13 protein-coding genes and 2 pseudogenes are annotated in these 20,560 nt (G+C 67.9%); 8 read left to right on the top strand and 7 right to left on the bottom strand.

Features of this window, described 5'->3' with window-relative positions; all coding sequences use genetic code 11:
* Positions 1-1,168: 1,168 nt before the first annotated feature.
* The gene (locus tag OG488_RS38530) at positions 1,169-4,282 is read left to right on the top strand and encodes an NB-ARC domain-containing protein (RefSeq protein ID WP_329224675.1); all 3,114 of its coding nucleotides are present in this window, start codon (positions 1,169-1,171) and stop codon (positions 4,280-4,282) included.
* Between the two features lie 868 nt (positions 4,283-5,150).
* Entirely contained in the window at positions 5,151-5,348 is a 198-nt protein-coding gene (locus tag OG488_RS38525; protein ID WP_329224676.1) for a DUF397 domain-containing protein, read from the top strand.
* A 102-nt stretch (positions 5,349-5,450) separates the two neighbouring features.
* Here the strand turns inward: OG488_RS38525 and OG488_RS38520 are convergent, their stop codons facing one another.
* Both OG488_RS38520 and OG488_RS38515 read right to left on the bottom strand, forming a co-directional pair.
* The gene (locus OG488_RS38520; protein ID WP_329224677.1) at positions 5,451-6,167 is read right to left on the bottom strand and encodes a class I SAM-dependent methyltransferase; all 717 of its coding nucleotides are present in this window, start codon (positions 6,165-6,167) and stop codon (positions 5,451-5,453) included.
* Between the two features lie 110 nt (positions 6,168-6,277).
* A complete protein-coding gene (locus OG488_RS38515) occupies positions 6,278-6,748 on the bottom strand; it encodes a hypothetical protein (protein ID WP_329224679.1) in 471 nt (156 codons plus the stop codon).
* 191 nt (positions 6,749-6,939) lie between these two features.
* Between OG488_RS38515 and OG488_RS38510 the strand changes: the two are divergent.
* From OG488_RS38510 to OG488_RS38500, 3 genes and pseudogenes are all read left to right on the top strand, one after another.
* A pseudogene (locus tag OG488_RS38510) lies at positions 6,940-7,164 on the top strand (helix-turn-helix domain-containing protein); the annotation flags it as partial.
* Between the two features lie 90 nt (positions 7,165-7,254).
* Complete coding sequence (locus OG488_RS38505) at positions 7,255-7,809, top strand: hypothetical protein (protein WP_329239314.1); 555 nt, start codon at positions 7,255-7,257, stop codon at positions 7,807-7,809.
* Between the two features lie 105 nt (positions 7,810-7,914).
* Positions 7,915-8,235 carry a hypothetical protein gene (locus OG488_RS38500; RefSeq protein ID WP_329224681.1) on the top strand — a complete coding sequence of 107 codons (321 nt, stop codon included), beginning with the start codon at positions 7,915-7,917 and terminating at the stop codon, positions 8,233-8,235.
* Positions 8,236-8,861: 626 nt separating this feature from the next.
* Here the strand turns inward: OG488_RS38500 and OG488_RS38495 are convergent.
* The 4 genes from OG488_RS38495 to OG488_RS38480 form a co-directional block, all read right to left on the bottom strand.
* A complete protein-coding gene (locus OG488_RS38495) occupies positions 8,862-10,142 on the bottom strand; it encodes a glycosyltransferase family 4 protein (protein WP_329224683.1) in 1,281 nt (426 codons plus the stop codon).
* A 948-nt stretch (positions 10,143-11,090) separates the two neighbouring features.
* Entirely contained in the window at positions 11,091-13,358 is a 2,268-nt protein-coding gene (locus OG488_RS38490) for a DEAD/DEAH box helicase (protein WP_329224685.1), read from the bottom strand.
* A gap of 93 nt (positions 13,359-13,451) precedes the next feature.
* Positions 13,452-16,478 (bottom strand): SMC family ATPase, encoded by a 3,027-nt coding sequence (locus OG488_RS38485; RefSeq protein ID WP_329224687.1) that lies wholly within the window; start codon positions 16,476-16,478, stop codon positions 13,452-13,454.
* On the bottom strand, positions 16,478-17,632 hold the full coding sequence (locus OG488_RS38480) for an exonuclease SbcCD subunit D (protein WP_329224688.1): 1,155 nt from the start codon (positions 17,630-17,632) through the stop codon (positions 16,478-16,480). Before OG488_RS38480 ends, OG488_RS38485 begins: the two co-directional genes overlap by 1 nt.
* A gap of 443 nt (positions 17,633-18,075) precedes the next feature.
* Here OG488_RS38480 and OG488_RS38475 point away from each other — a divergent pair, with 443 nt between their 5' ends.
* Entirely contained in the window at positions 18,076-18,645 is a 570-nt protein-coding gene (locus OG488_RS38475) for a restriction endonuclease (RefSeq protein WP_329238302.1), read from the top strand.
* Between the two features lie 268 nt (positions 18,646-18,913).
* Here the strand turns inward: OG488_RS38475 and OG488_RS38470 are convergent.
* Positions 18,914-19,197, bottom strand: a pseudogene (locus OG488_RS38470) (HNH endonuclease); the annotation flags it as partial.
* Between OG488_RS38470 and OG488_RS38465 the strand changes: the two are divergent.
* Positions 19,190-20,037, top strand: a protein-coding gene (locus tag OG488_RS38465; protein WP_329238299.1) for an IS5 family transposase whose coding sequence is annotated in 2 segments (ribosomal slippage) — positions 19,190-19,511 and positions 19,511-20,037 — 849 coding nt in all. Because the reading frame shifts where the segments join, the coding sequence is not laid out codon by codon here. The pseudogene OG488_RS38470 and the gene OG488_RS38465 sit on opposite strands and share 8 nt — an antisense overlap.
* 39 nt (positions 20,038-20,076) lie before the next feature.
* Positions 20,077-20,514, top strand: a complete 438-nt coding sequence (locus tag OG488_RS38460; protein ID WP_329238296.1) for an ankyrin repeat domain-containing protein — start codon at positions 20,077-20,079, stop codon at positions 20,512-20,514.
* The last annotated feature ends 46 nt before the right edge of the window (positions 20,515-20,560 follow it).

The following is a 20,560-nucleotide window of genomic DNA, read 5'->3' as shown; positions in this document are numbered from 1 at the left end:
CGGCACAGCCACGAAGTTGCTGAGCAGTGCCGAGCTGCCCAGGCCGCCCACGATGGAGGCAGCCGTCACGTTTGCACGAGGGGCTGCCCTATTCGCGTGTCAGCGACCTGCTGCGCAGGAGCTGTGCGAGCCGATCACTGGTGATTCTCGACGCGTGCACCAGCGGCAGCGCGCTCCCCGACTTCATCGATGCACGGGATGGGGAGCAGACGCCTTCCCGAGGTCCGAAGGAGGAGTACATCCTGACGGCGACAGGCCCCGACGGATGGGCGTTGGACCGCGACCCGGCCAACCCGAGCAGTCGCTACACGGCCTTCCTCCACGTCCCGAACGACAGGGGCGATGACACATCCCTGTCCCTAGACGTTCCCACGCTGCAGAGGTCGCTTACCCGTCGCCTCGCTCAGGACGCTCTACCGAAGCCACATCTGTTCGCACGAAACAGCAGTCCGCAGTCGTTCCCCCTCATCTTTCCCTGCAAGTCCGCCGACCACTTCCCTTCCAACAGTCCGGGGTTGGATCCGTGAACTGGCCGACTTACGGCAGGCTGGCGCCACTTCCCGGGCCGGGCACCCCGCACCGGGCGGATGGACCGTGGTGCTGCCCGTAGCGGCTGCTGAGGCTGGTCCCGGTGTCAGCCGCCCCGCCCCCCGGCCATCCTGTGATCCCACTGTCGTCGTGATGTTCGGCTCTGGTGGTTCTGTGGGCAACGGGCGCGCCCCTGCCTGGTTTGCGCGAGACTTGGCGCAGCACGCCCCCGCCTCTCGGTTGAAGCGAGCGACACGGCCGGGCCGGGGTCCTGGCCAGACAGCACAGGAACGTGAGGGGTGCGGCATGGTGACGATCAAAGGGGTGGGGCTTGAGGCGTTTTGTGAAGAAATGGATTGTGCGCGGCCCGCTCCTTCTGGGCGGGCTGGCCTTCCTCATATCGACAGTCCTGGAGGAGGGATGGAGCGAGGGCGACCAGGTCGCCAGCGTCTTGGGAGGCGCATTCCTACTGGTCTCGACGATATGGCCCAAGCTCAGCCCGGCAGCAGCGGCGGCTGGGCCTGCCGCACCTGGTCCCGTGACTGTCCCGGACGGGTGGGTGGAGCGGGCGGAAGCCCGCCAGGTGGTCGACGCCGTCCTGGCAGGCACCCGCGGACGCTGGCGCGGGGGCGGAGGTGCTGTGGCCATCACTGCTGGGCTGCATGGGCCGGGCGGTTTCGGCAAGACGACACTCGCCCGGTTTGCCGTTGCCCAGTCGAAGGTCCGCGAGAGATTCCCCGGCGGGATCTGGTTCATCACGATCGGCCGTGGCGTGAGGGGCAGAGCCGGGGTTGCGGCCAAGGTCGCAACGGAGATGGTGCGTATCACCGGGGTCGAGTGCACGGCCGGCGACGATCCGGAGCAGGCCGGCGTTCAGCTGGGCAAGCTCCTTGCCGCAATGCCGCAGACCCTGCTGGTGATTGACGACGTATGGGAGGCGGAGCAGCTGCGGCCGTTCCTCATGGGTGCAGAGCGGCGGTGCGTCCGGCTGATCACCACACGCAACGCGAGCGTGCTTCCCGCTCATGCCTCGCGGATCACTGTGGACCGCATGACGTACGCCCAGGCCCAGCTGGCCCTGACGAAGGGGTTGCCGCATGTGCCGGAACAGGTGGTGATCGACGACCTTGTCGAGGCGACCGGCCGGTGGGCGCTCTTGTTGCGGATCGCCAACCGTGTCCTGAGCGAGCAGTTGTCAACCGGGGCGGACGCGAATGAGGTCGGCCGACGCCTTCTCCACCGGCTGCGCGTACACGGGCCGGCGGCGAGCGACCCTCAGAAAGATTTCAACCTCGACGACACCGACGAGCGGAACCGGGCTGTGCGCGCCAGCCTCGCGGCCGCCACCGAACTCCTTCCCCCAGATGGGGGCGCAAGGTTCGCGGAACTTGGAGTCTTCGCCGAGGACGAGGCCGTCCCGATCACGCTGGTAGCCCGCCTGTGGGAGGGGGCGGCCGGTCTCGACGAGACCACTGCGCGCAGCCTGTGCAGGCAGATGGCCGACCTGTCCCTGCTCAGTCTCGACTCAAGCGTCCCAGGCGGGACCGTGGCCCTGCACGACGTGATCCGCGATCATCTCCGGGCAGAGCTGTCAGCCCGGCTGTGGGCAGTGAACAGAGCCTTTCTCGACACCCTCACCTCGGCCGGCGAGGGCGGGCCTGATTGGTGGACAACGCGCTGCGGGTACCTGCGGGACTTCCTCATCGCGCACCTGGTGGACGGGGACCGCACCCCTGATGCGGTCGCTCTGGCCACGGATTTCCGCTGGGTCAGCATGCGCCTGCACCACCACGGCCCCACCGCGCCTCTTCGGGACCTCGCCCTCGTCCCTCACGCTGATGCCGCCATTCTGGCTTCCCATCTGGAACGCGCCGCGCACCTCATGACCCCCACTACACCGCCCCAGGCCCTCGATGCCGTACTGCGCAGCCGCGTTCCTGGAGGTGCGGCATGGCTGGCGGCCGCCGATAGTGCTTTGTCGAGGCCAGCGCTCATCGACCGATGGTCCCCGCCTGATCTGCCCAGCTCTGCGCTCCTGCGGACCCTTACGCATCAGGCACCCGTTGAGGAGATGGCCTTCAGCCTTGACGGGACACGCCTCGCCACCATTGACATCAGTGGCCGAGTCCGGGTCTGGGATGCCTTGAGCGGGGCGCAGGTAGGGGAACTGCCGCGACACAGCCGAATGAAGGAACTGGCTTTCGGTAACGATGGAGCACATCTGCTCACCGTCGATGGCGATGGCATCGTCGACGGCTGGGATCTGACCACGGGCTCGGAGCTGAACCAGTTCTTTCCAGGCAAATGCCGTGCTGCCGCCTTCAGCGCTGACGGGTCTCGTCTCTTCACCGCACTGGAGGACGGCGTAGTTACGACCTGGGACACGGCTACCGGCGCCAGTCTCAATGAGTTTCAGACGCCTGTCAGTAGCTCAGGCCGGCTTCTGGTGAGTCAGGACGGCACGACGCTGGTCTTCTCAAGGCGTGGTGGCATGCGTTCCTACTACTGCGACGCCGACACCGGCAGCAACCTGAAAACTCTGCAGGGCCGACCTGTGGCGGTTACAGCGGACGGAGCTCACGTTGCCACAGTTCAGGGGGGAAGTGTCAGCATCTGGAGTACATCGTCCAGCGTTCGTCTGCAGGAGCTCCGCGACTGCCTCGACGTCACTGTGGCAGCGTTCAATGCCGACGGCACGGCACTTGCTACCGGGAACCACGAGGGCGTCGTGGAGGTGTGGGACCTCGCCACGAGGACACGGGCCCGTCGTTTCCACCATGGATCGCTGTGCTCATCGCTGGGCTTCAGCGCGGACGGTCTGAGGCTCACAAGCGCCAGCATGGACAAAACTGTCCGGATCTGGGACCTCGCCACTAGTTCGGTGCAGCCGCAGGAGGCCCCTGTCGGTGTCGCGGCGGTCTCCACTGATGGGTCCCGCATCGCCACCGTGAGCCGTGAGGGGTTCTCCGTCTGGGATTCCACGAGCGGTGTGCAAGTCCAACGCTTCGCAAGAGGCGATGGATCCGCCGGGCAGGAGCTGTGGTTCACCCCTCCCTTGTACGGAGACCCGGCCGATCTGCTCTCGGCAGCTTTTACGGCGACAGGCATCCACTTCGCCGCGGCCGCGGATCGCCAGACAGTTGGCGTGTGGGACGCCGCTGGGACGCTGCTTGTACAACTCGCCTGTGCCGGGCCGCTGGAGAAAGTGGAACTCAGCCCGCCAGGAGATCTTCTTGCCACGGTCGACCGGCAGGGAACTGTCGGTGTCTGGGACATCGCCAGCGGCATGCAGATACATCAGTTCCCTCACCACAGATCGCGCAGGATTGTGTTCAGCCCAGACGGATCCCGCCTCGCTACAGCCGGAACCCTCGTCTGGGACACTGCGTCAGGCGTACAGGTCTCGCATGTGGCGCACCACTCAGCGCGAGCGTGGGCCTTGGCATTCACTCCGGACAACGGTCGGCTTGCCGTCGTTGATGGCAGCGTCGGATTCCGGGTAGTGGACATCGCCACCGAATCCGTCATTCACAGGTTCCGCGGCACTAGGGTCAGGGCGGCAGCCTTCAGCTCCGACGGCAAGTACCTCGCTGGCGCGGGAGGCGACACAATCTTCGTATGGGACGCCACGACAGGTGAACTCCTCACCAGCATGCGGGCCGACAGCGACCTTGAATCCGTGATCTGGCATCCCGACAGTCGAGCCCTCTTTGCTGGCGGCCGTGGCCTCCTCGGCTACGAGTTCACCGTATAGGCCAACAGACTGCGCGGAGATGAGCACTGGCTCTCGGGCGGAGGTGGCGTGCGTTTGGCATGCCAATGCTGCCGCCCGTCCCGCGAGCAGCAGGAAGGGGGCCCAGCTTCGCTCTGGCCCCTTCCCGTCCCCGTGGCTCTCTCCCCCGCTGATTCCGGCCGAATGCGGGCGGGTTGCGGTGCGATGTCGGCACGGCGGCGTTCGCACAGCCAGCGATCACGGCCTGGCGCCAGCACGAAACGTCTCGCATGAACTCCCAGCCCGGCGTCGCGGCCTGGGCCGTCCACGAGGCTATCCCTCACGCTGTGCCTGAGGGCGAAGGTCCGTGGTCCGACACCCCTGCCAGTCTGGTCAGCCAACGACTGCAGAAGACACTTGAAGCCTGGCAACAGGGACTCGGGCCGGCAGGTGACCGGATCTTCCTCTCCACCGGGGATGGTCTGGCCCCGGCACGGTCGATGCCCGCCTGAAGGGCAACAAGCTCGCACTGCACATCCTGCGTCGCCATACCGACCACACTCCGGGACTCACTGCCCCAGTCGCCCATCGCTGGGCGGAGCCGCGTGGAAGCCGCCCCCTGACAACGTCGGTCGGGCCGGTTACGGCGGGCTATGCCGCCTGGCCGTGGCAGAAAACCCTGGGCATAGTCTCCTTCTACCTGCACACGCTGTGCGAACGCAGAGACTTTGACCTGGCCGACTGCGACGCCTACACCAAGGAGCGGCTGTGGTTGGCGAGCACCGGTCTGCTGCGACGTCCTCCCCACCGCCATACACCGCTACCGCGACGCGTCAGGTGATCAAGACGCTCGTCTGCCCCGCCACGCATGTTGCACGTGACCTGACGGCTCGAGCGCCGCTTTCTGCTCATGAGCGCCCCCGAGTCCAGCTGGTTCAATGCCTCCTACAACAACGACACGGGCGGTTCCTGTATCAAGATCGCACCCCTGCTCGACCAGGTCGGCTTCCGCGACTCCAAAAACAAGAAGGGCCCCGCCGTCGTTGTCCCGCAGGCCGCATGGAGTGCTTTCCTCGGCCCCGCCACCGAGTCGAACATCACGGTGTAGCGCTCCGAGTCGTAAGCCGCGGTGTAGAAATCCGCGGTGAACGCAACGGGTCCCCCTCAGAGGAATTGAGGGGGACCCATTTTGCGCTTGACCTGGGCCATCCTACGGCCGACTGCTCTTTGCCCGAAAGACAGTGGTCGTCATGGGCGTGGCCCCCTCCGGGCCTTGGTCGCGAATCACGTCGCAACTCAGCAACTCGAATCCGTACCCGTCCAGCAACTTCTCCCACACGGGCGTGTCGAGCACCCACCGCTGCATGGTGCTGGCGGTGCCGTCCGCGAGGCGGGCAGGAACATCAGCTGGCTGGCACTCGGTGGCCGGCGGAGTGCCGTTCTTGTAGTGGCCGAGCGTGGAGAAGACCAGTCGACCGCCCGGCCTGAGGGCCGCCGCGACCGCGGGGAGCAGCACGTGCGGATCGCAGAAGTCCACGGCGCCGAACAGCGAGTAGGCCACATCGAGAGTGCTTGGGCGATCGGACAGGTACGTCGCTGCGTCGGTGTGGACCAGCTCCAGGCGAGGGACGTCACCGTGCATGGCCGTGCTGCGGGCATGCTGCGCTTCGGAGCTGTCCAGTGCGATGACGCGAGCCGGTCCCATGGTCCGGGCCACGTACGCGGCCTGGCAGGCCGATCCAGCGCCGAGCTCGGCGACGTCGCGATCGACGACGTCGCCTAGGAGTTCTTCGCCTGGCCCCGTGCGCTGGTACCAGTCCCAGTGCAGCCTGGTGAGCGCTGGACGGTCCGGCGAGGCCGATGCCCCGTAGTGGTGCCAGAGGTCGGAAGCGGCCGTTGAGGTCGGTGAGGTTGGAGTCACGGGCACATACTGGCCCGCTCCTCATGATCGACGTTGTGGCCATGCATGATCTGCACTCGTCCGCGTGACGCCGGCCCCGCCCGGCCGGGAGCTCCGGGCGGGGCCGTGACCGATGGTCAGTGGCCGTCCTCGCCGGGTCGGCACGGCGTGCAGGCTGACGAGTCGGCTGCCCACAGGGGCCGGTCCACGTCCCAGCCGGCCGCAGCAAGGATGTCGGCCGTGCGGGCAACGGAGCCGTCGCCCTTCATCTCGACCTCGGGCACGTGGTGCATGTAGGCACCCCCGTTGAACCGCTCGCACAGGGCGAAGTACTCGACCGTGTCGAGCATGACCATGTGGACGCCGATGTCGACGATCTTGCCCGGCCCCATGCCGAGGCCGCGGCCCTTGTTCTCCATGGCCGTGATCAGGTAGGCGACGGCCTGGCCGAGGACGCGCTCGGCCATGACGGAGTCGAAGGGGTAGTCCCGCATGAGCAGGCCGACCAGCTTCGCCCACTGGGTGTCGCCGATGTAGTCATGCGGGCTGCGGGCGGGAGAGAGGGGGTCGGTGGTTCCACGGACGGGGGTCTCAAGGATCGCGGTCATCGTGGGTCTCCTTGGGCCGGCCCCCGGCTGGGGGCGTTGGTAAGAGGACACCGCGAACAGCTGGGTCGCGGGGGTCAACGCCCGTGGTGCGCAAGCCGTTTGCACGTCCTGCACACGCCGTATACGCGGGCCGGGAGAACGCCTACCGTGGGGAGACGGCTCTCCGTGACCGCTCGGCCGATGGAGGCGCGATGCGTACCGTTGAACCCTCGTGGGACTCGCCGCAGGTGAGCAGACTCGCCTCTGCCCGTGACCTCGGTGGACTCATCCGGCTGGGCCGGGACCGGTTGGGGTGGCGGCAGGCCGATCTCGGCAGACGGATCGGCTGCTCGGCCTCCACGGTCTCCCGGCTAGAACAGCGTGGGAGCCGCGCTGACCTGCGACTTCTCAAGCAGGCAGCCCTCATGGTCGGTATGCCTGCAAATGTCCTAGCGGAGTCTCTGGGGTTAACGGAACCTGCGACCACTAGAGTGACGGCGGTAGGTCCACGAGTGGAGGAGGACCCCATGCGCCGCCGTACCCTGCTCGCTGCGGCAGGCCTGGCCGCACCGGTCGGACTGCTCGCTGGGATGGACACAGCCCTGGCGAACACACCCGACCCCACCGGCTCGCCCGTCCCCCTCGACCAGCGCCTGGCCGCCGCCCGAGCCGCGTTCGACGCTGGGCGCAATGAACAGCTGCTGCGTACGCTCCCGGAACTCATCGGCGACGGCCACGACGGCGTTCGTCGAACCCGTTCCGCTCTGGCGTACGCGCGGCTCTCTTCCACCTACAGTCTCGCCTCGCAGGTGCTGGTGAAGGTCGGTCGCTACGACCAGGCCCGCCTCACCGCCGATCGGGCCACCGTCTACGCCGAGCTGTCCGATTCCCCTCTCGCCGCCGCAGCAGCGGCCCGTGAGCTGAGCATCGTGCTCCGCCATCAGGACCAGCCCGCAGCAGCGGAGCGCCTCATCCTCGACGCAGTCGCAAGGGTTGGAGCGACCGGGTTGAAGAGCGACGCGCAGGCCTCCGCATTCGCACAGATGCTCTGCACGACCTCCTACACCGCGGCGGTCGCCTGAGACCGGCCGCAGGCCCTCAGCCTGATTCAGGATGCCTCCAGGGCCGCCCGAGACCTGCCTGACGAGGCGCCGGCGGGACGGCTGTTCCCCGTCACTCCCGCATCCGTGGACCTGTACGCCGTCAGCGTGCACTGGGCCCTGGGTGATGCGGGCTCGGCACTCGAAGCGGGCCGGGGACTGAGGCCGGGACAGTTCAAGACCGCGGAGCGACGCGGCAGGATGCACACAGATCTTGCCCGGGCCTGGTGGCAGTGGGGCAAGCCCGAACAGACGGCTGCCGAGCTCCTCTCCGCAGCTCAGGTCTCTCTGAGCGAACTGCGCGACCGCCCCGCGATCCGACAGATCGCGGCCGAGGTCTACGGCCGCTACCCACGCACCGCCGGCGTCCGGGAGATGGCGGCGGCGGCCGGCCTGCGCACTGCCTGACCACCGCCGTACACCTCAGCCTGTCGCCCCGGCCTCCGCAACGGCCTGGTCAGCAGGCCCGCCGAGGCAGCACAAGTGGCAGGACCCAGGGGCGGGCGGCGAGCCAGTCCATCAGCTCGGAGACCACCCACACGATGGCGCTGACGCTGCGGAGCACCTCGCCGCCGGTGTAGGCCTGCTGTGCGTGGCCGAGGCTGTGCGCGTCCCCGGGCGGGGCGGCGGGCGGTCATCCGCTATTCCGGTCCCACGGGACCAGGTACGTCGCCCTGGACCGCGCTGGTCTTACCCGCTAAGAGCTGATCGGGCAGGGACACGTCTACCGCGGCCTGACGGAGGTCGTGTACGAACACGCTGCTGTTTACGGTGCCTACCACGCCCCGCCGTGCCTTCCGGTCCCGCACCGAGCTTAGCGGGAGTGCTCGGCGCGGCTGAGCAGCAGCGGACTCCGGCCGTAGATGGTCGGAGTGTGCTCCTGCCGGATTGAGTCTGCGGCCCCGCACGAAGTGTTCGCTGGCGTCGAGGTTGACGAAGCGGTGGTTCAGGGCGTGGTGAGGATAGCGGCGGTTGGCGGGGAGCAAGCGTTGCGTTGAAGAGTGGAGCAGGTGCGATGCCGATGCCGGAGTGGCCTATGCCGGGGCGGCGTCCGGCGCGGAGGTGCCAGAACTCTGTGGCACGGTCGTAACGTGAGTGCGTGGCGACGACCGGGCCACGGAGCGTGGCAGTGGCGAGTGCCGTGAAGAGGGTGGCGAAAGCGTCACGCGGTGCGGCCATCTGGAAGAGCAGCATGCTGTCCGCGGTGAACGGTTTGCCAGGGACGGCGGGGAGGTCCCCCCAGCCGAGGGTGTCGCCGCCGTCATGAACCACATGAACCCGTCTCTCGCGGCATAGGCGAGCGTCCCGGACGCGACCAGCGCCGACCAGGAGTACGCGATCAGCACCGCTCGGTTGTGGGAGTAGCCGATCTCCAGCAGGCGATGGTGCAGGTGTCCTCGGTCGACCGGGTACGACAACCTGTCCTTCCGCGTGCGGCGGACAATCATCAGCGCCAAGTCGGCGGCTTGAAACGCGATGATGAACAGCGGAAGCAGCAGCGGAAGACAAACCGGCAGCATTTCACGCACGGCTGCGTCCTCGGACCCAGCGAGTGACTTCAGTGTGCCCGGATCGACCTGCCCCGTCATCGAGATAGTGCCCGCGGCGAGCACCAGGCCGAGCAGCATCAAGCCGGAGTTGCCGAGGAAAATCCGCGCCGGGTGCGCATTATGCGGCAAGAAGCCCAGACACATTCCTATCAAGATGGCCGCGAACAGCATGGCCGGGGCGGCGGTCTCGATGCCGTTCGACGCCCGGACGCGGCAGGCGAACAAGAAGAACGCGACCGCCGTAAGGCACACCATGCCGGTCGCGAGACCGTCGAGACCGTCCACAAAGTTGACCGCGCTCTTCGAGACGGCAACCAGCAGCACCGTCAGGAGGGCGCCCTGCCACTGGGTCAGCTCGACCGTGCCGACGCCCGGGACTGGCAACCACAGAATCGTCATCCCCTGCATGACCATCGCGCCGGCAGCAGTTGTCTGGCCGCCCAGCATGATCAGGGAGCTGAGCTCGAACTTGTCGTCCAGCACGCCGCACAACCAGATCAGTGCTGCCCCTGAGAGCAAGGCCCGCGATTGATCGAATGTATCGAAGGCCGCGCCAAGACCAGTGAGGCGACCGGCAACCAGCAGGCCCGCGCACAGGCCGAGGAACATGGAGATCCCGCCGAGCCGCGGAGTGGGCTCCCGATGCACGTCACGTGCCCGGATCTCCGGCATCGCCCTCACCTTGATGGCGAACTTTCGTACCGGTCCTGTCAGCAGGTATGTTGCGGCAGCCGTCACGCACAGGACGAGGAGATAGTCACGCACGAGTGCCTCGCAAACGGCTCACGACGAATTGTCGTTGTCGTTCAATGGCTACCTCATGCACATAAAGTCCCCCGGCCAGCTGTCCGTCGGCGTAGGAACGCGGTCCCGCTGACGCGCAACACCATACTCACCTGCCGTGCGGCCCGGCCTGATCTTGATCAGTTCGTGCCTCCCAGTGAGGTTTACCCGGGCCTCCGAGACCGGCTCTACGGCCCCAGGTGATGGCGATCGAGTCGCCTGTGGGCGTCGACACCCCCTTCCAGGGCATCCGGCTACTGGCCCCACGCGCCCCTGCTGTCCTTCGACATCGCCCCGGCTCACTGGACCAGCATGTCTACTGGCGCCTTGCCGACCGGCAGCCGTTCACCGGGACCTGCGCGAGGCTCTGGCGAAGTTCTCCGTCGTCCTGGCCGAGCAGGTCCCGCTCAGGGGCCCCTCCTGCGACTTCGCTCTCTTACTCTCCGGCGGGCTGGACTCCTCGGTGGTGGCCTATCTGCTGCGGCCGCCGATCTGCGTCAACCGTCCGCTACCCCGGCCAGGAGCGACTCGACGAATCGCGGATCGCGGCCCGGCTCGCGGCGGACAATTGAGGTCGGCACCTGCGGGAGGCGCAGCAGGAAGACCGGCGAAGCCTCGAACCGTGGATGAGCCCCAGGCGGGCGCCCGAGGGGTGCCCACCAGGGGTTAGGGGCCTGTAAGGACGAGGGCGCTCCGTGGCGGAAATCCATGAGTTCGGCGTCGTAGCACCTTGCAATCCCAGACGTGGGGGCGCAGCGGTGCCTTCGATTGCCTGGCTTGCGTACTTCGCCCTGGGGGCTGGCGGACCTCAAAGGTCCCGCCTCGGTTGTCACCTGGGACTGCCGTGCACACATCACGGGACGTTCAACGGTTGCGGCGAGAGCCGGCCGACGGATCTGAACGGCATCCCGCTCCGCCGGCAAGGTGCGTCTACCAGCGCATGTCGAGAGCGTCGAGTGCGTGGACCCGGTCGGCGGGCAGGCGTTCCTTGCGGCGGCGGGTGTTGCTGATCCACTGTCCGAGTCGTACGGGTTCTCCGTCGAGGTGTTCGACGTGGCGCTGAGGAACCTCGAGGTGACCCTCCCGCTGGTGGAAGGCGCGGGCGGCGGCCAGGCCCTGGTCTGGCTTGCGGGCGGGTGGTTTGCGTTTCTTAGGGGACGGTCCGGTGTTCTGGGTCAGGCTGAGGCCGGCCAGGAGCTGTTGCTGGGTGGAGTGCAGGCGTTCGGGGTGCAGCCACTGGTGGTGGAGCCACTCCCCCAGGCGGTGCCCGTCTTCGGTGGTGTAGTTGCGGGGCACGTCGGTCAGCTGGTTTCCGGCTTCCTGGTGTCTGCGGGCAGCGTGGTAGGTGCGGTGCCAGGTCAGTGGCCAGGGCGGGTTCCAGTACGGGTCAAGGTCTTGGAGCGCCTGGGATCTGGCGGGGGTGAGGGTGTCGGCGCGTTTGCGTTGGGTGGCGAGCCAGCGGCCGAGGGCGAAGCCGTCCTGGTGGTGGTCGACGGGGGCGGCGAGGTGGCCGTGCACGGCGGCGTAGACGGTGGCGTGGACGAGGCCGCGGTCGAAGGCGTGCTGTTGAGGGTTCCAGATGATGCCGAGGCGTTCGAGGGCGTGGGTGCGGGCGGGGTCGAGGGCGCCGGTGGTGTGGAGGTGGCGTTGCCAGGTGAGCCAGCGGCCCAGGGGGTAGCCGTCGGGGTCTTCGTGGGTCTGGGGGGCGTCGAGGTGGTGGTGGGTGCGGTGGTAGCGGCGGGCTGCGGTGAGGCCGCGGCGCCATTCGGCGCTTTTGGGGTTGAGGACGCGCAGGGTGAGGGCGAGGGCGACTTCTTCTTGCTGGGTGGGGCGTTCGAAGTGGAGCCAGGCGCCTGGGTCTTCGGTGCCGAGGGTGGGGCGGTGGGTGCGGGGGTCGGCGAGGCGGGCGGTGAGGCGTTCGTCGTGGGCGCGCAGGGCTTGGACGGTGCGCCACAGGGGGGTGTAGGCGTCGGCGCCGAGGAGGTCGTCGGGGTCTTCGTCGGGGGTGAGGTAGACGGGCACGACGAGGGTGGCTTTTTTGCCGGCGCCGGGGGTCTGGCGCAGTGCGCGGCCGACGGCTTGGACGGTGTCGACGGGGCTGTTCTTGGGGTCGGCGAAGACGACGGCGTCGATGGCGGGGACGTCGATGCCTTCGCCCAGGACGCGGGCGTTGGACAGGACGGCGGGTTGTTCGGGGTGGGTATGGGTGGCGAAGTCGAGGAGGATGCGGCGGCGGGTGCGGGGCGGGTGGGTGCCGCTGATCCACTGGGACCACAGGCCCTGGGGCTGCAGATGGGTGGGGAGGGCGGCTGCGGTGTCGGGGAGGGTGGTGGCGAACGCGCGGGCGTCTTGGACGCGGTGGTGGAAGGTCAGGACGCGGCGTAGCTGGTGGTCGTGGATGGCTCTGAGGACGGCGACCTGGTGTCCGGCGAGACGTAGGCCGTCGGCGCCGGCGCCGGGGCTGGTAGCGAGCCAGTCGCGCAGGTCGGTGTTCTGGATGACGGGGACGAGGATCTGGTAGTCGGCGAGGAGGCCGAGGTCGATGGCGTCGGAGAGGGTGAGGCGCCAGGCGACGGGGCCGAAGAGCGTTTCGTCGTCCATGGACGCGACGGGGGTGTCGCTGTGGTCGGTGTCGGGGTCCCAGATGCGGGGGGTCGCGGTGAGGTAGAGGCGGCGGGTGGCGGGGACCTGGTCGTCGTGGTGGATCCCGGCCCAGGCTTTCCCGAGGCGGCCGGCGGTGCGGTGGGCTTCGTCGACGACGACGAGGTCCCAGGGCTGCAGGTGGTGGTCTCGGTGGGCGGCGATGACGGTGGGCAGGGAGGCGTAGGTGGCGTAGACGGTCACCGGGCCGGTGGGCGGTGCGAGTTCGGACAGCTCGGCGGGCTTCGTCGTCATGGGGAGGTTGCCGGCGGAGGGGTGTTCCATGGCCTGGCGGGCGGAGCAGACGGCTACCGCCGGGCCTTTGTGGCCGGCCGTGTGCCAGGAGCGCACCGTCTGGGAGAGCAGGTCCAGTGTCGGGACGAGGACCAGGACCCGCCCGCGGGGGGTGAGGCGGGCGGTGGTGCGGGCGGCGATCAGTGTTTTTCCGGTGCCGCATGCGGCGATCACGCTTGCCCGCGGATGGGTGCGCAGCGTTTTGACCGCGGCGGTGACGGCTTCTTTCTGGTGGGGGCGGAGTTCGATCGCGGTGCTCTGCATGCTCTCCTGGCCGGTTCTGGTTCGGGATGGTCTTCTTGCGTGCCGCGGGTGCGGCGGGGGTGCTGGTGGGTTTTCTGTGCGGTGGGTCTGACGTTACAGATCGGTGCTGATGAGCGGGCGGAGGGTGGAGCCGTTGCGGTTTTTCAGGACGTTGAGCTGGCTGGGGATTCGGCGGCTGAGTTCGGCGACGTGGCTGACGATGCCCACCGCGCGGTTCCCGGCGCGTAGTTGGTCCAGGACGTCCATGACTTCTTGCAGGTTCTGTTCGTCGAGGGTGCCGAAGCCTTCGTCGATGAAGAGGGTTCCCAGGGGGCGGCCGCTGGCTTCCTGGGTGACGACGTCGGCCAGGCCGAGGGCGAGGGCGAGGGAGGCGGTGAAGGTTTCGCCGCCGGAGAGGGTGGAGGTTTCGCGTTCGGTGCCGGTCCAGGTGTCGAGGATTCTCAGTCCCAGGCCGGACTTGAGGCGTCCGCGTCGGCCTTGGTCCTTGTCGGCGGTGTGCTGGAGGAGGTAGCGCTCCGAGGTCATGGCCTGGAGCCGGATGTTGGCTGCCTCGGCGATCTCTTCGAGTCGGGCGGCCAGGACGTAGGCCTCGAGTTCCATGCTGAGGGTGTTCGCGGTGGTGGTGGCGGAGGCGATGCCGGCCAGGCGATCAACTAGGGCGTGGCGGGCTTGCAGGGGTTCCAGGTCGTTGAGGCGGGCTGTGAGGGTGGAGATCAAATCGGTCAGAGCGGTGACCCGGTGGCCGGCCTGCTGGCGGGTGGCCGCAGTCTTCTTCATGCGATCTTCGGCCTCGAGCAGGGCTTTGGCGGCTGCTGGGAGGTCGGCGGGGGGCTGGAGGCCGGCTTCCTGCAGGTTCGGGGTTTTCAGGAGGTCGGTGACGACGGCGTCGTCCTTGCCCCACTGGTCGAGTTCCTGGCTCCACTGGTCCAGGAACTGCGGGTCCTTGAGGGCGGCGGTTGCCTCCTCGAGAGTCAGGAACCCCGCGTCGTGGGCGGTAGTGGTGGCGGTGGTCGTAGCGTCATGGTGGCGGGAGGTTGCGTCGGCTGCCTTCTGGGCGGCGTCGATCGCGCCGGACAGGATTTTGGCGGTGCGGGTGAGTTCGGTGATGCGCTCGCCGAGGGTGGTGGCGGTGCCGCGTGCTGCGGCAAGGGTGTCGGCGAGAGCGCTCTGCTGCTGGGCCAGGGTTTTGATGCGTGCCAGGCATTCGGTCACGCGGTCCTGGGCTTGTTGGCGCTGCTGGGTGCGGGTGTCGTGCTCTGTGCGGAGGTGGGTCAGGGTTTCCTGGGCTGCGGGCAGTGCGCCGGCGGCGTCGCATGCGGCCCGGTGGGCTGCCTTGGCCGATTTGAGCTGGGCCTTGAGCTCGTCGCTGGGAGTGGGGCCCGCTGCTCCGGCTGCTTCGGCATGCTGGGTGGCGAGCTCGTTGCGGCGACCGCCGGCCTGAGTGTGCAGCGTGTCGGCCTGCTCGTAAAGGGCGCGGGCCTTCTCCTCGTCCTGACGTGTGGGCTGGTCGGGAAGGAGTCGGGCCCGGTTCGGGTGGTCGGGCGAGCCGCAGACCGAGCACGGCGCACCGTCGATGAGTTCAGCGGCCAGCTCGCCGGCCATGCCCTCTAGGCGGCGTTCACGCAGGTCGAGCCACCGCGTTCTGGCTTCGAGGGCTTCAGCGGCACGATCGGTTTCCGCTTGTGCGGCCGAAGCGAGTTCGGTGGTGAGCGTGTCGCGGAGGCGTGCGGCTTTGAGGTGGGCGTTGAGTGTCTGGATGACCTGTTCGTGTTGCGGCACCTGGTCGGCGGCTTTGGTCATGTCGCCGAGGAGGCTGGTGTGTTCGGCCTCCAGGTCAGGCCATGCGGCCAGCCATTGCCCGGCTTCCTCGAGGTCGGCTTGCGCCTGCTCTGCCTCGGTGCCGAGCTCGGTGATCTGGGCACCGAGCTGTGCGTGGCGCTGCTCGTCCGGCAGCAGCCCTTCGACGCGGCCCCTGTCGGCGTGGTGCTGTTCCAGGGTGGCCTGCAGCTGGGGAATGCCGGTGCGACGGTCTTCTTCGGGCAGCTGGGTGCGGGCCTGGTCTTCGGCTGTCGTGGCCGTGTCCAGGGCACGTGAGGTGTGCTTCACGGCCTCCAGGAGGGGGCGCAGCGGTTCGGCGCGCCGGCCGTTGTCGAGTTCGTCGCGCAGGTGTGGGTGGTGGGCGGCCTTGTCGTCGAGTGCTGTACGGCGCGCTTGGGCTTGGGCGTGCTGGGTCTGCCGGCCTGCGAGTTCGTGCGTGTGCTGGTGTTCGGTCTTGGCGTGCTGGTGTTCGGTGTCGCTGCGTTCCTCGTCGGCCACCGCCTCGGTGTGGGCGTTGACGGCGAGGGTGCGCAGGTGCTGGGCCCGGGGCAGGAGGTCGGCGGGGTCCTGGGTGTCGGGTAGGGCGGCCTCGTCGGTGCTGGTGCCGTCTTGGTGGAGGAGGGGGCCGGCTTCCTGGTGGATGCGTTCGCTGAGGTGCTGCAGGGTGGCCGTGACGTCGTCGAGGTCCTTCTTGGTGGCTTTGCTCCGGTCGGTGAGCCACGCCTGGAGTTCCTGGAAGCGTCCGGTGTCGAAGAGGCGGCGCAGCAGCACGGTGCGGTCCTTGGCGTCGGACCGCAGGAAGGTGGCGAAGTCGCCTTGTGGCAGGAGGACGACCTGGCAGAACTGTTCTTTGGACAGCCCCAGGGATGCTTCGATCTCTCTGGCGGTGTCCTGGTGGTTAGCGCTGACCGGCTCCCACCCTGTGACGCCGTCGGTGTCACTCCACTGGTGGAGTTCGACGGTGGCTTCGGCGGTGGCGGTGCCGGTCTTGGCGCGTCTGCTGGGGTAGGTCTGCTTGGGCTTTCGTGTGATCCTGAGGCGGCGGCCTGCGGCGGTGAACTCCAGGATGACGTGGGTGCGTGTGTCGGTGGGGGCGTGGTCGCTGCGCAGGCGGTGGGTGGGGCGGATGCCGGGCACGGTGCCGTAGAGGGCGAAGCAGACGGCGTCCAGGATGCTGGTCTTGCCTGCGCCGGTGTCTCCGCGCAGGAGGAACAGGCCGTTGCTGGTCAGGGTGTCGAAGTCGACGGCTTCTGTGCGGGCGAAGGGTCCGAAGGCCTGGACGGTCAGGTGGTGGAGGTACATCAGCTGGCCTCTCGTGCGGCGGCTGCGGTACGGACGCTTTCGAGTCCGTCTTGCAGCAGGTTCTGCTCCGGGACGGTGGCGGGGACGCCGGTGACGTGGTCGAGGAACCCGAGTGTGATCTCGTGGTCGCTGCGGCCGTTGACGCGGGAGCGGTAGGACTGGGTGTCGTTGTCCCGCGGGTGGGAGAAGCTCAGCTTCAACGTGTGGGGGAACCGCTCTCGCAGACGTTCCATGGCCATGTGGGGCCGGTCGGTGTCGGTGAGCGTGATGTGCAGCCAGCAGTCCTCGTAGTCGGCGTGCTCGGGCTGGGTGAGGAGGTCGTTCAGCATGCCGGTCAGCTGGCGCAGGCGGCGGGGCACGGGGCACAGGATCTTGCGGGCCGTCAGGTCGGTGCCGGCGCCCAGGTCGATCAGCCAGGTGGCTTTGGGGTGGTCGGCTTCGGAGAAGGAGTAGGCCAGCGGGGAGCCGCTGTAGCGGACGCGTTGGCTGATCTGCTGGCATCGGTGCAGGTGCCCCAGTGCCACGTAGTCGACTCCGGTGAACACGGAGGCGCTGACCGAGGGGACGCCGCCGGCGGTGATGTCACGCTCGCTGTCGCTGGTGTCGGCTCCGGTCACGAAGGCGTGGGCCAGGACGACGGAGCGGGTGTCGGCCGGGCGGGCCGCAAGGTCGGTGCGGACCTTGTTCATCGCCGCGCTGAGCACAGCGTGATGGCTGGGCTTCTCGGCCCCGAGATGCGTGTGGACGAGGCCGGGCTCGAGGTAGGGCAGACCGTAGAAGGCGACCGGTCCGTGTTCGTCGTGCAGAACTGCGGGGCGGCCACAGTCCTCCACGCTGGTACGCAGGTGGATTCCCGCGCGCTCGATCAGCCGCGAGTTGACGCCCAGCCGGCGCGGTGAATCATGGTTCCCGCTGATCATGACCAGGGGAACCTGCAGGTCGGCCAGTTCTCCCAGGACCCAGTTGAACAGGTCGATCGCGTCCAGAGGGGGGATGGCACGGTCGAACACGTCGCCCGCCACGGCCACCGCCTCGACGCGCTCTTGGCGCACCGTGCCCAGCAGATGTTCGAGGAAGGCGCGCTGCTCCGAGAGGAGGGACACCCGATGCAGTTGACGGCCGAGATGCCAGTCCGAGGTGTGCAAGATCCGCATAGACGCAGACGGTAACCACCTGGACGGGTGTTACGGACGGCTTTCCCGATAAACGACCTTCGTCGTACCTCTGAACAGGTACGCGAAGCAAGACTCCCCTCCAGGTACCAGAAGAGAAGGCGCTCAAGGGCGCTGGCCGCGACCTCACAGTCACACCGGGCACACAAGGCTGACGTGGCGTTCGGCGTCGGCACGGACCGCCCGCCATAAGCGGCATGGCAGTCGCCTGGACCGTTGGCACCACCCAGGGCACCCTCATCGCCGGCGGTACGCCTGTGCGGCGTGGCCAATACCGCTCGCACTGTTCCCGCTGCTGGCAGAATCGATCAAGATTTCGACATCCGCGGGGGAACATGTCTGTTCAACGTGCTCAAGCACCCATGCAAGACCCAGAAGGAGACAAGGAGTTCAGAAGCGCAGTTTGGAAGCAAGGTTGCGTTGGGTTGCTGCTCCTTGCGGTTGGTCTCTGGCTCATGGGCAAGGGGGGCGTGGAGTTCTCCAGGACAGATGGCGAATACACGCTGTGGGCCGTTGCTCCGTTCCTCGGGCTGGCCATCGCACCTCTCGGGTGGACCTTTCTGCGCGATTTGGTCCGCGTCAGTCAAGCCCGTCGGCAACCAGAGATCAAACCGGCCCCTCCGGCCGCCGTGGTCATCACCCACTGGAGGGATGCCGAGTTCCTGGCCATGGCGCACATGCAGCTGATCGGCTATCCCGACGCCCGGGAGACAGGCCCCGGCAGCGATGGGGGCATCGATGTGCAAGCGACCAGAGGGGTCGCCCAGGTCAAGATGCTTGCACGGCCTGTAGGCCGTCCAGCGGTACAAATGCTCGTTGGGGCCGCCGGGCAGGGACGAGAGCGCGACCTGCTGTTCTACAGTAGGCGGGGATACACCAAACAAGCCGTGCAGTTCGCTGATGGTGAAGGAGTCATGCTCTTTCAGTTCAACGAGGCGTGCGATGTTTGGGCGGTAAACGGCGCCGCCCGAAACGCGCTTCGGGCCGTCGGATGAAGCTCGGCTCATAGCCTCGCTGCGGGTCGTGGTGGGGTGGTCGCACCCGCCGCTAACCTGCCGTAGTGAGTGGCCCGCCGGAAACTCACCACGCCCCGGGTCCACTCACCACGTGCGCGTCACGCTCACCACGGGATCTCACCACAGCAGGTGAGGCAGGTGCGGGTGCAGTTGGTGCTGACGCCCTGAACCCGCGCCTGCGCCCTGGCCCACCCTCCTGACGGGTAGTCGGCAGACTGCGCGGATCAGCCACCATGCCGGGTCCGCCCTACTGCCCTGCCTCCTCGAACTCGACTGTGGTGTCGGGGCAGTCCTTCGCCAGCTCGAGCAGGGCGCCTCGTTCGTTCTGATCGGCGCTCAGCTTCCATCGGAGCTTGGTGGCGGTCCAGTCAGCAGCATAAATACAACGGGCGCCCTGGGCCGGGGGCAGCCATTGGTCGGGGTCCTTGTCGCCCTTGGAGCGGTTGGTCTTCGCGGTGACGGCGCTAGGGACCGCTTGGAGCCGAGGTCGTTGGCATAGGCCTGGCGGCGTTCGGGGGTCCAGTTGCAGGCGGTGCTGGAAACACTGTTGCCGAAGGGTGCCAGGGCGGGGCGGCCACCGATCTGGCCTCGACGGCAACTGATCGACGGCATACGGTTCCGGGTCCGAACCGGAGTGCCGTGGCGATACATCCCGGTCGGATACGGACCGTGGAACCGGGTCTACGACCTGTTCCGCCGGTGGCAGCGGGACGGCACGTGGCACCGGATCCTCACCCGGCTCCAGTCCCTGGCCGACGCGAAAAGCGCGATCACGTGGGAACTGAGCGTCGACTCCACAGTGTGCCGCGCTCATCAGCATGCGGCCGGGGCCCGCAAGCAGGGTGATCTGCAGAAGGAACCACCGGGCGGTGTGTTCACCGAGCCAATGATCACGGGTTGGGACGCTCGCGCGGCGGGTTCACCACCAAGCTGCACCTGGCCGTCGAGCAAGGCCAGAAGCCCATGTCGATCGTGGTGACCGCCGGGCAGCGCGGGGACTCACCGCAGTTCGAACCCGTGCTGGAGAAGGTTCGCGTGCCTCGCATCGGGCCGGGCCGGCCACGCGACCGCCCCGATCACGTGCGGGCCGACAGGGCGTACGCCTCCCGCAAAAACCGCGCCTCCCTGCGCCGACGCGGGATCCGCTGCACCATCCCCGACAAGGCAGACCAGGCACGCAGCCGCCAGAAGCTCGGCTCCCGTGGCGGCCGGCCGCCGCATTTCGATCCGGCCGACTACCGCGAGCGCCACGCGGTCGAGTGCGGGATCAATCGCCTCAAGCGACACCGAGCCGTGGCCACGAGATACAACAAACCCGCCGTCCGCTACGAAGCCACTGTGCTGGTCGCGGCGATCAACAAATGGATATGAATGGCTCCGGCGTACTCGTAATCGCTAGCCTCACCGGCTATGAAGCAGCGCCGGCAGAAGAAGCTCTCCCGCCACCTCTTCGAAGCAGTCCTGGCAGGTGACGCCATGCGCACGAAGGCCCTGCTGCGCAGTGGAGCACGTCCAGAGAGACGGAACAGTGACGGCACCACTCCGCTGTACCTGGCTTCAGTGCAGGGCGAAGCCGAGATAGCTCGTTTGCTCATCGAAGCCGGGGCTTCTCCCGACACCGAAAGCAGCGGCCTCGGCTCTGAGGGCACACCGCTCTGCGCAGCCGCCTGCTGGGGGCACACCGAAACGGTCCGGCAGTTGCTGACGCATGGCGCCGATCCCAACCTTCGCGAAGACCACGGCACAGGCAAGTCCCCGCTGGACTGGGCGAACAGCGGCCCTCACCCTGACACTGCCGAGATCCTTCGGGCAGCAGGGGCACAACCGGCAACTCCCCCAACTCCGTAGCTAGCGCACCTCAGCACTCACTTTCGCAACAGGGCCCAGGAGGCCC

The organism is Streptomyces sp. NBC_01460 (assembly GCF_036227405.1).
Lineage (GTDB): Bacteria > Actinomycetota > Actinomycetes > Streptomycetales > Streptomycetaceae > Streptomyces.
Note: the sequence above shows the minus strand (reverse complement) of the source record. Positions and strands in the feature narration are given on the sequence as shown.

Bases quoted from the DNA above. Each gene is read 5' to 3' on its own strand.
- OG488_RS38505 (WP_329239314.1), top strand. From the start codon at position 7,255: ATGCGCCGCCGTACCCTGCTCGCTGCGGCAGGCCTGGCCGCACCGGTC.
- OG488_RS38485 (WP_329224687.1), bottom strand. From the start codon at position 16,478: ATGTACCTCCACCACCTGACCGTCCAGGCCTTCGGACCCTTCGCCCGC.
- OG488_RS38525 (WP_329224676.1), top strand. From the start codon at position 5,151: ATGAGCGCCCCCGAGTCCAGCTGGTTCAATGCCTCCTACAACAACGAC.
- OG488_RS38515 (WP_329224679.1), bottom strand. From the start codon at position 6,748: ATGACCGCGATCCTTGAGACCCCCGTCCGTGGAACCACCGACCCCCTC.
- OG488_RS38460 (WP_329238296.1), top strand. From the start codon at position 20,077: ATGAAGCAGCGCCGGCAGAAGAAGCTCTCCCGCCACCTCTTCGAAGCA.
- OG488_RS38490 (WP_329224685.1), bottom strand. From the start codon at position 13,358: ATGCAGAGCACCGCGATCGAACTCCGCCCCCACCAGAAAGAAGCCGTC.
- OG488_RS38480 (WP_329224688.1), bottom strand. From the start codon at position 17,632: ATGCGGATCTTGCACACCTCGGACTGGCATCTCGGCCGTCAACTGCAT.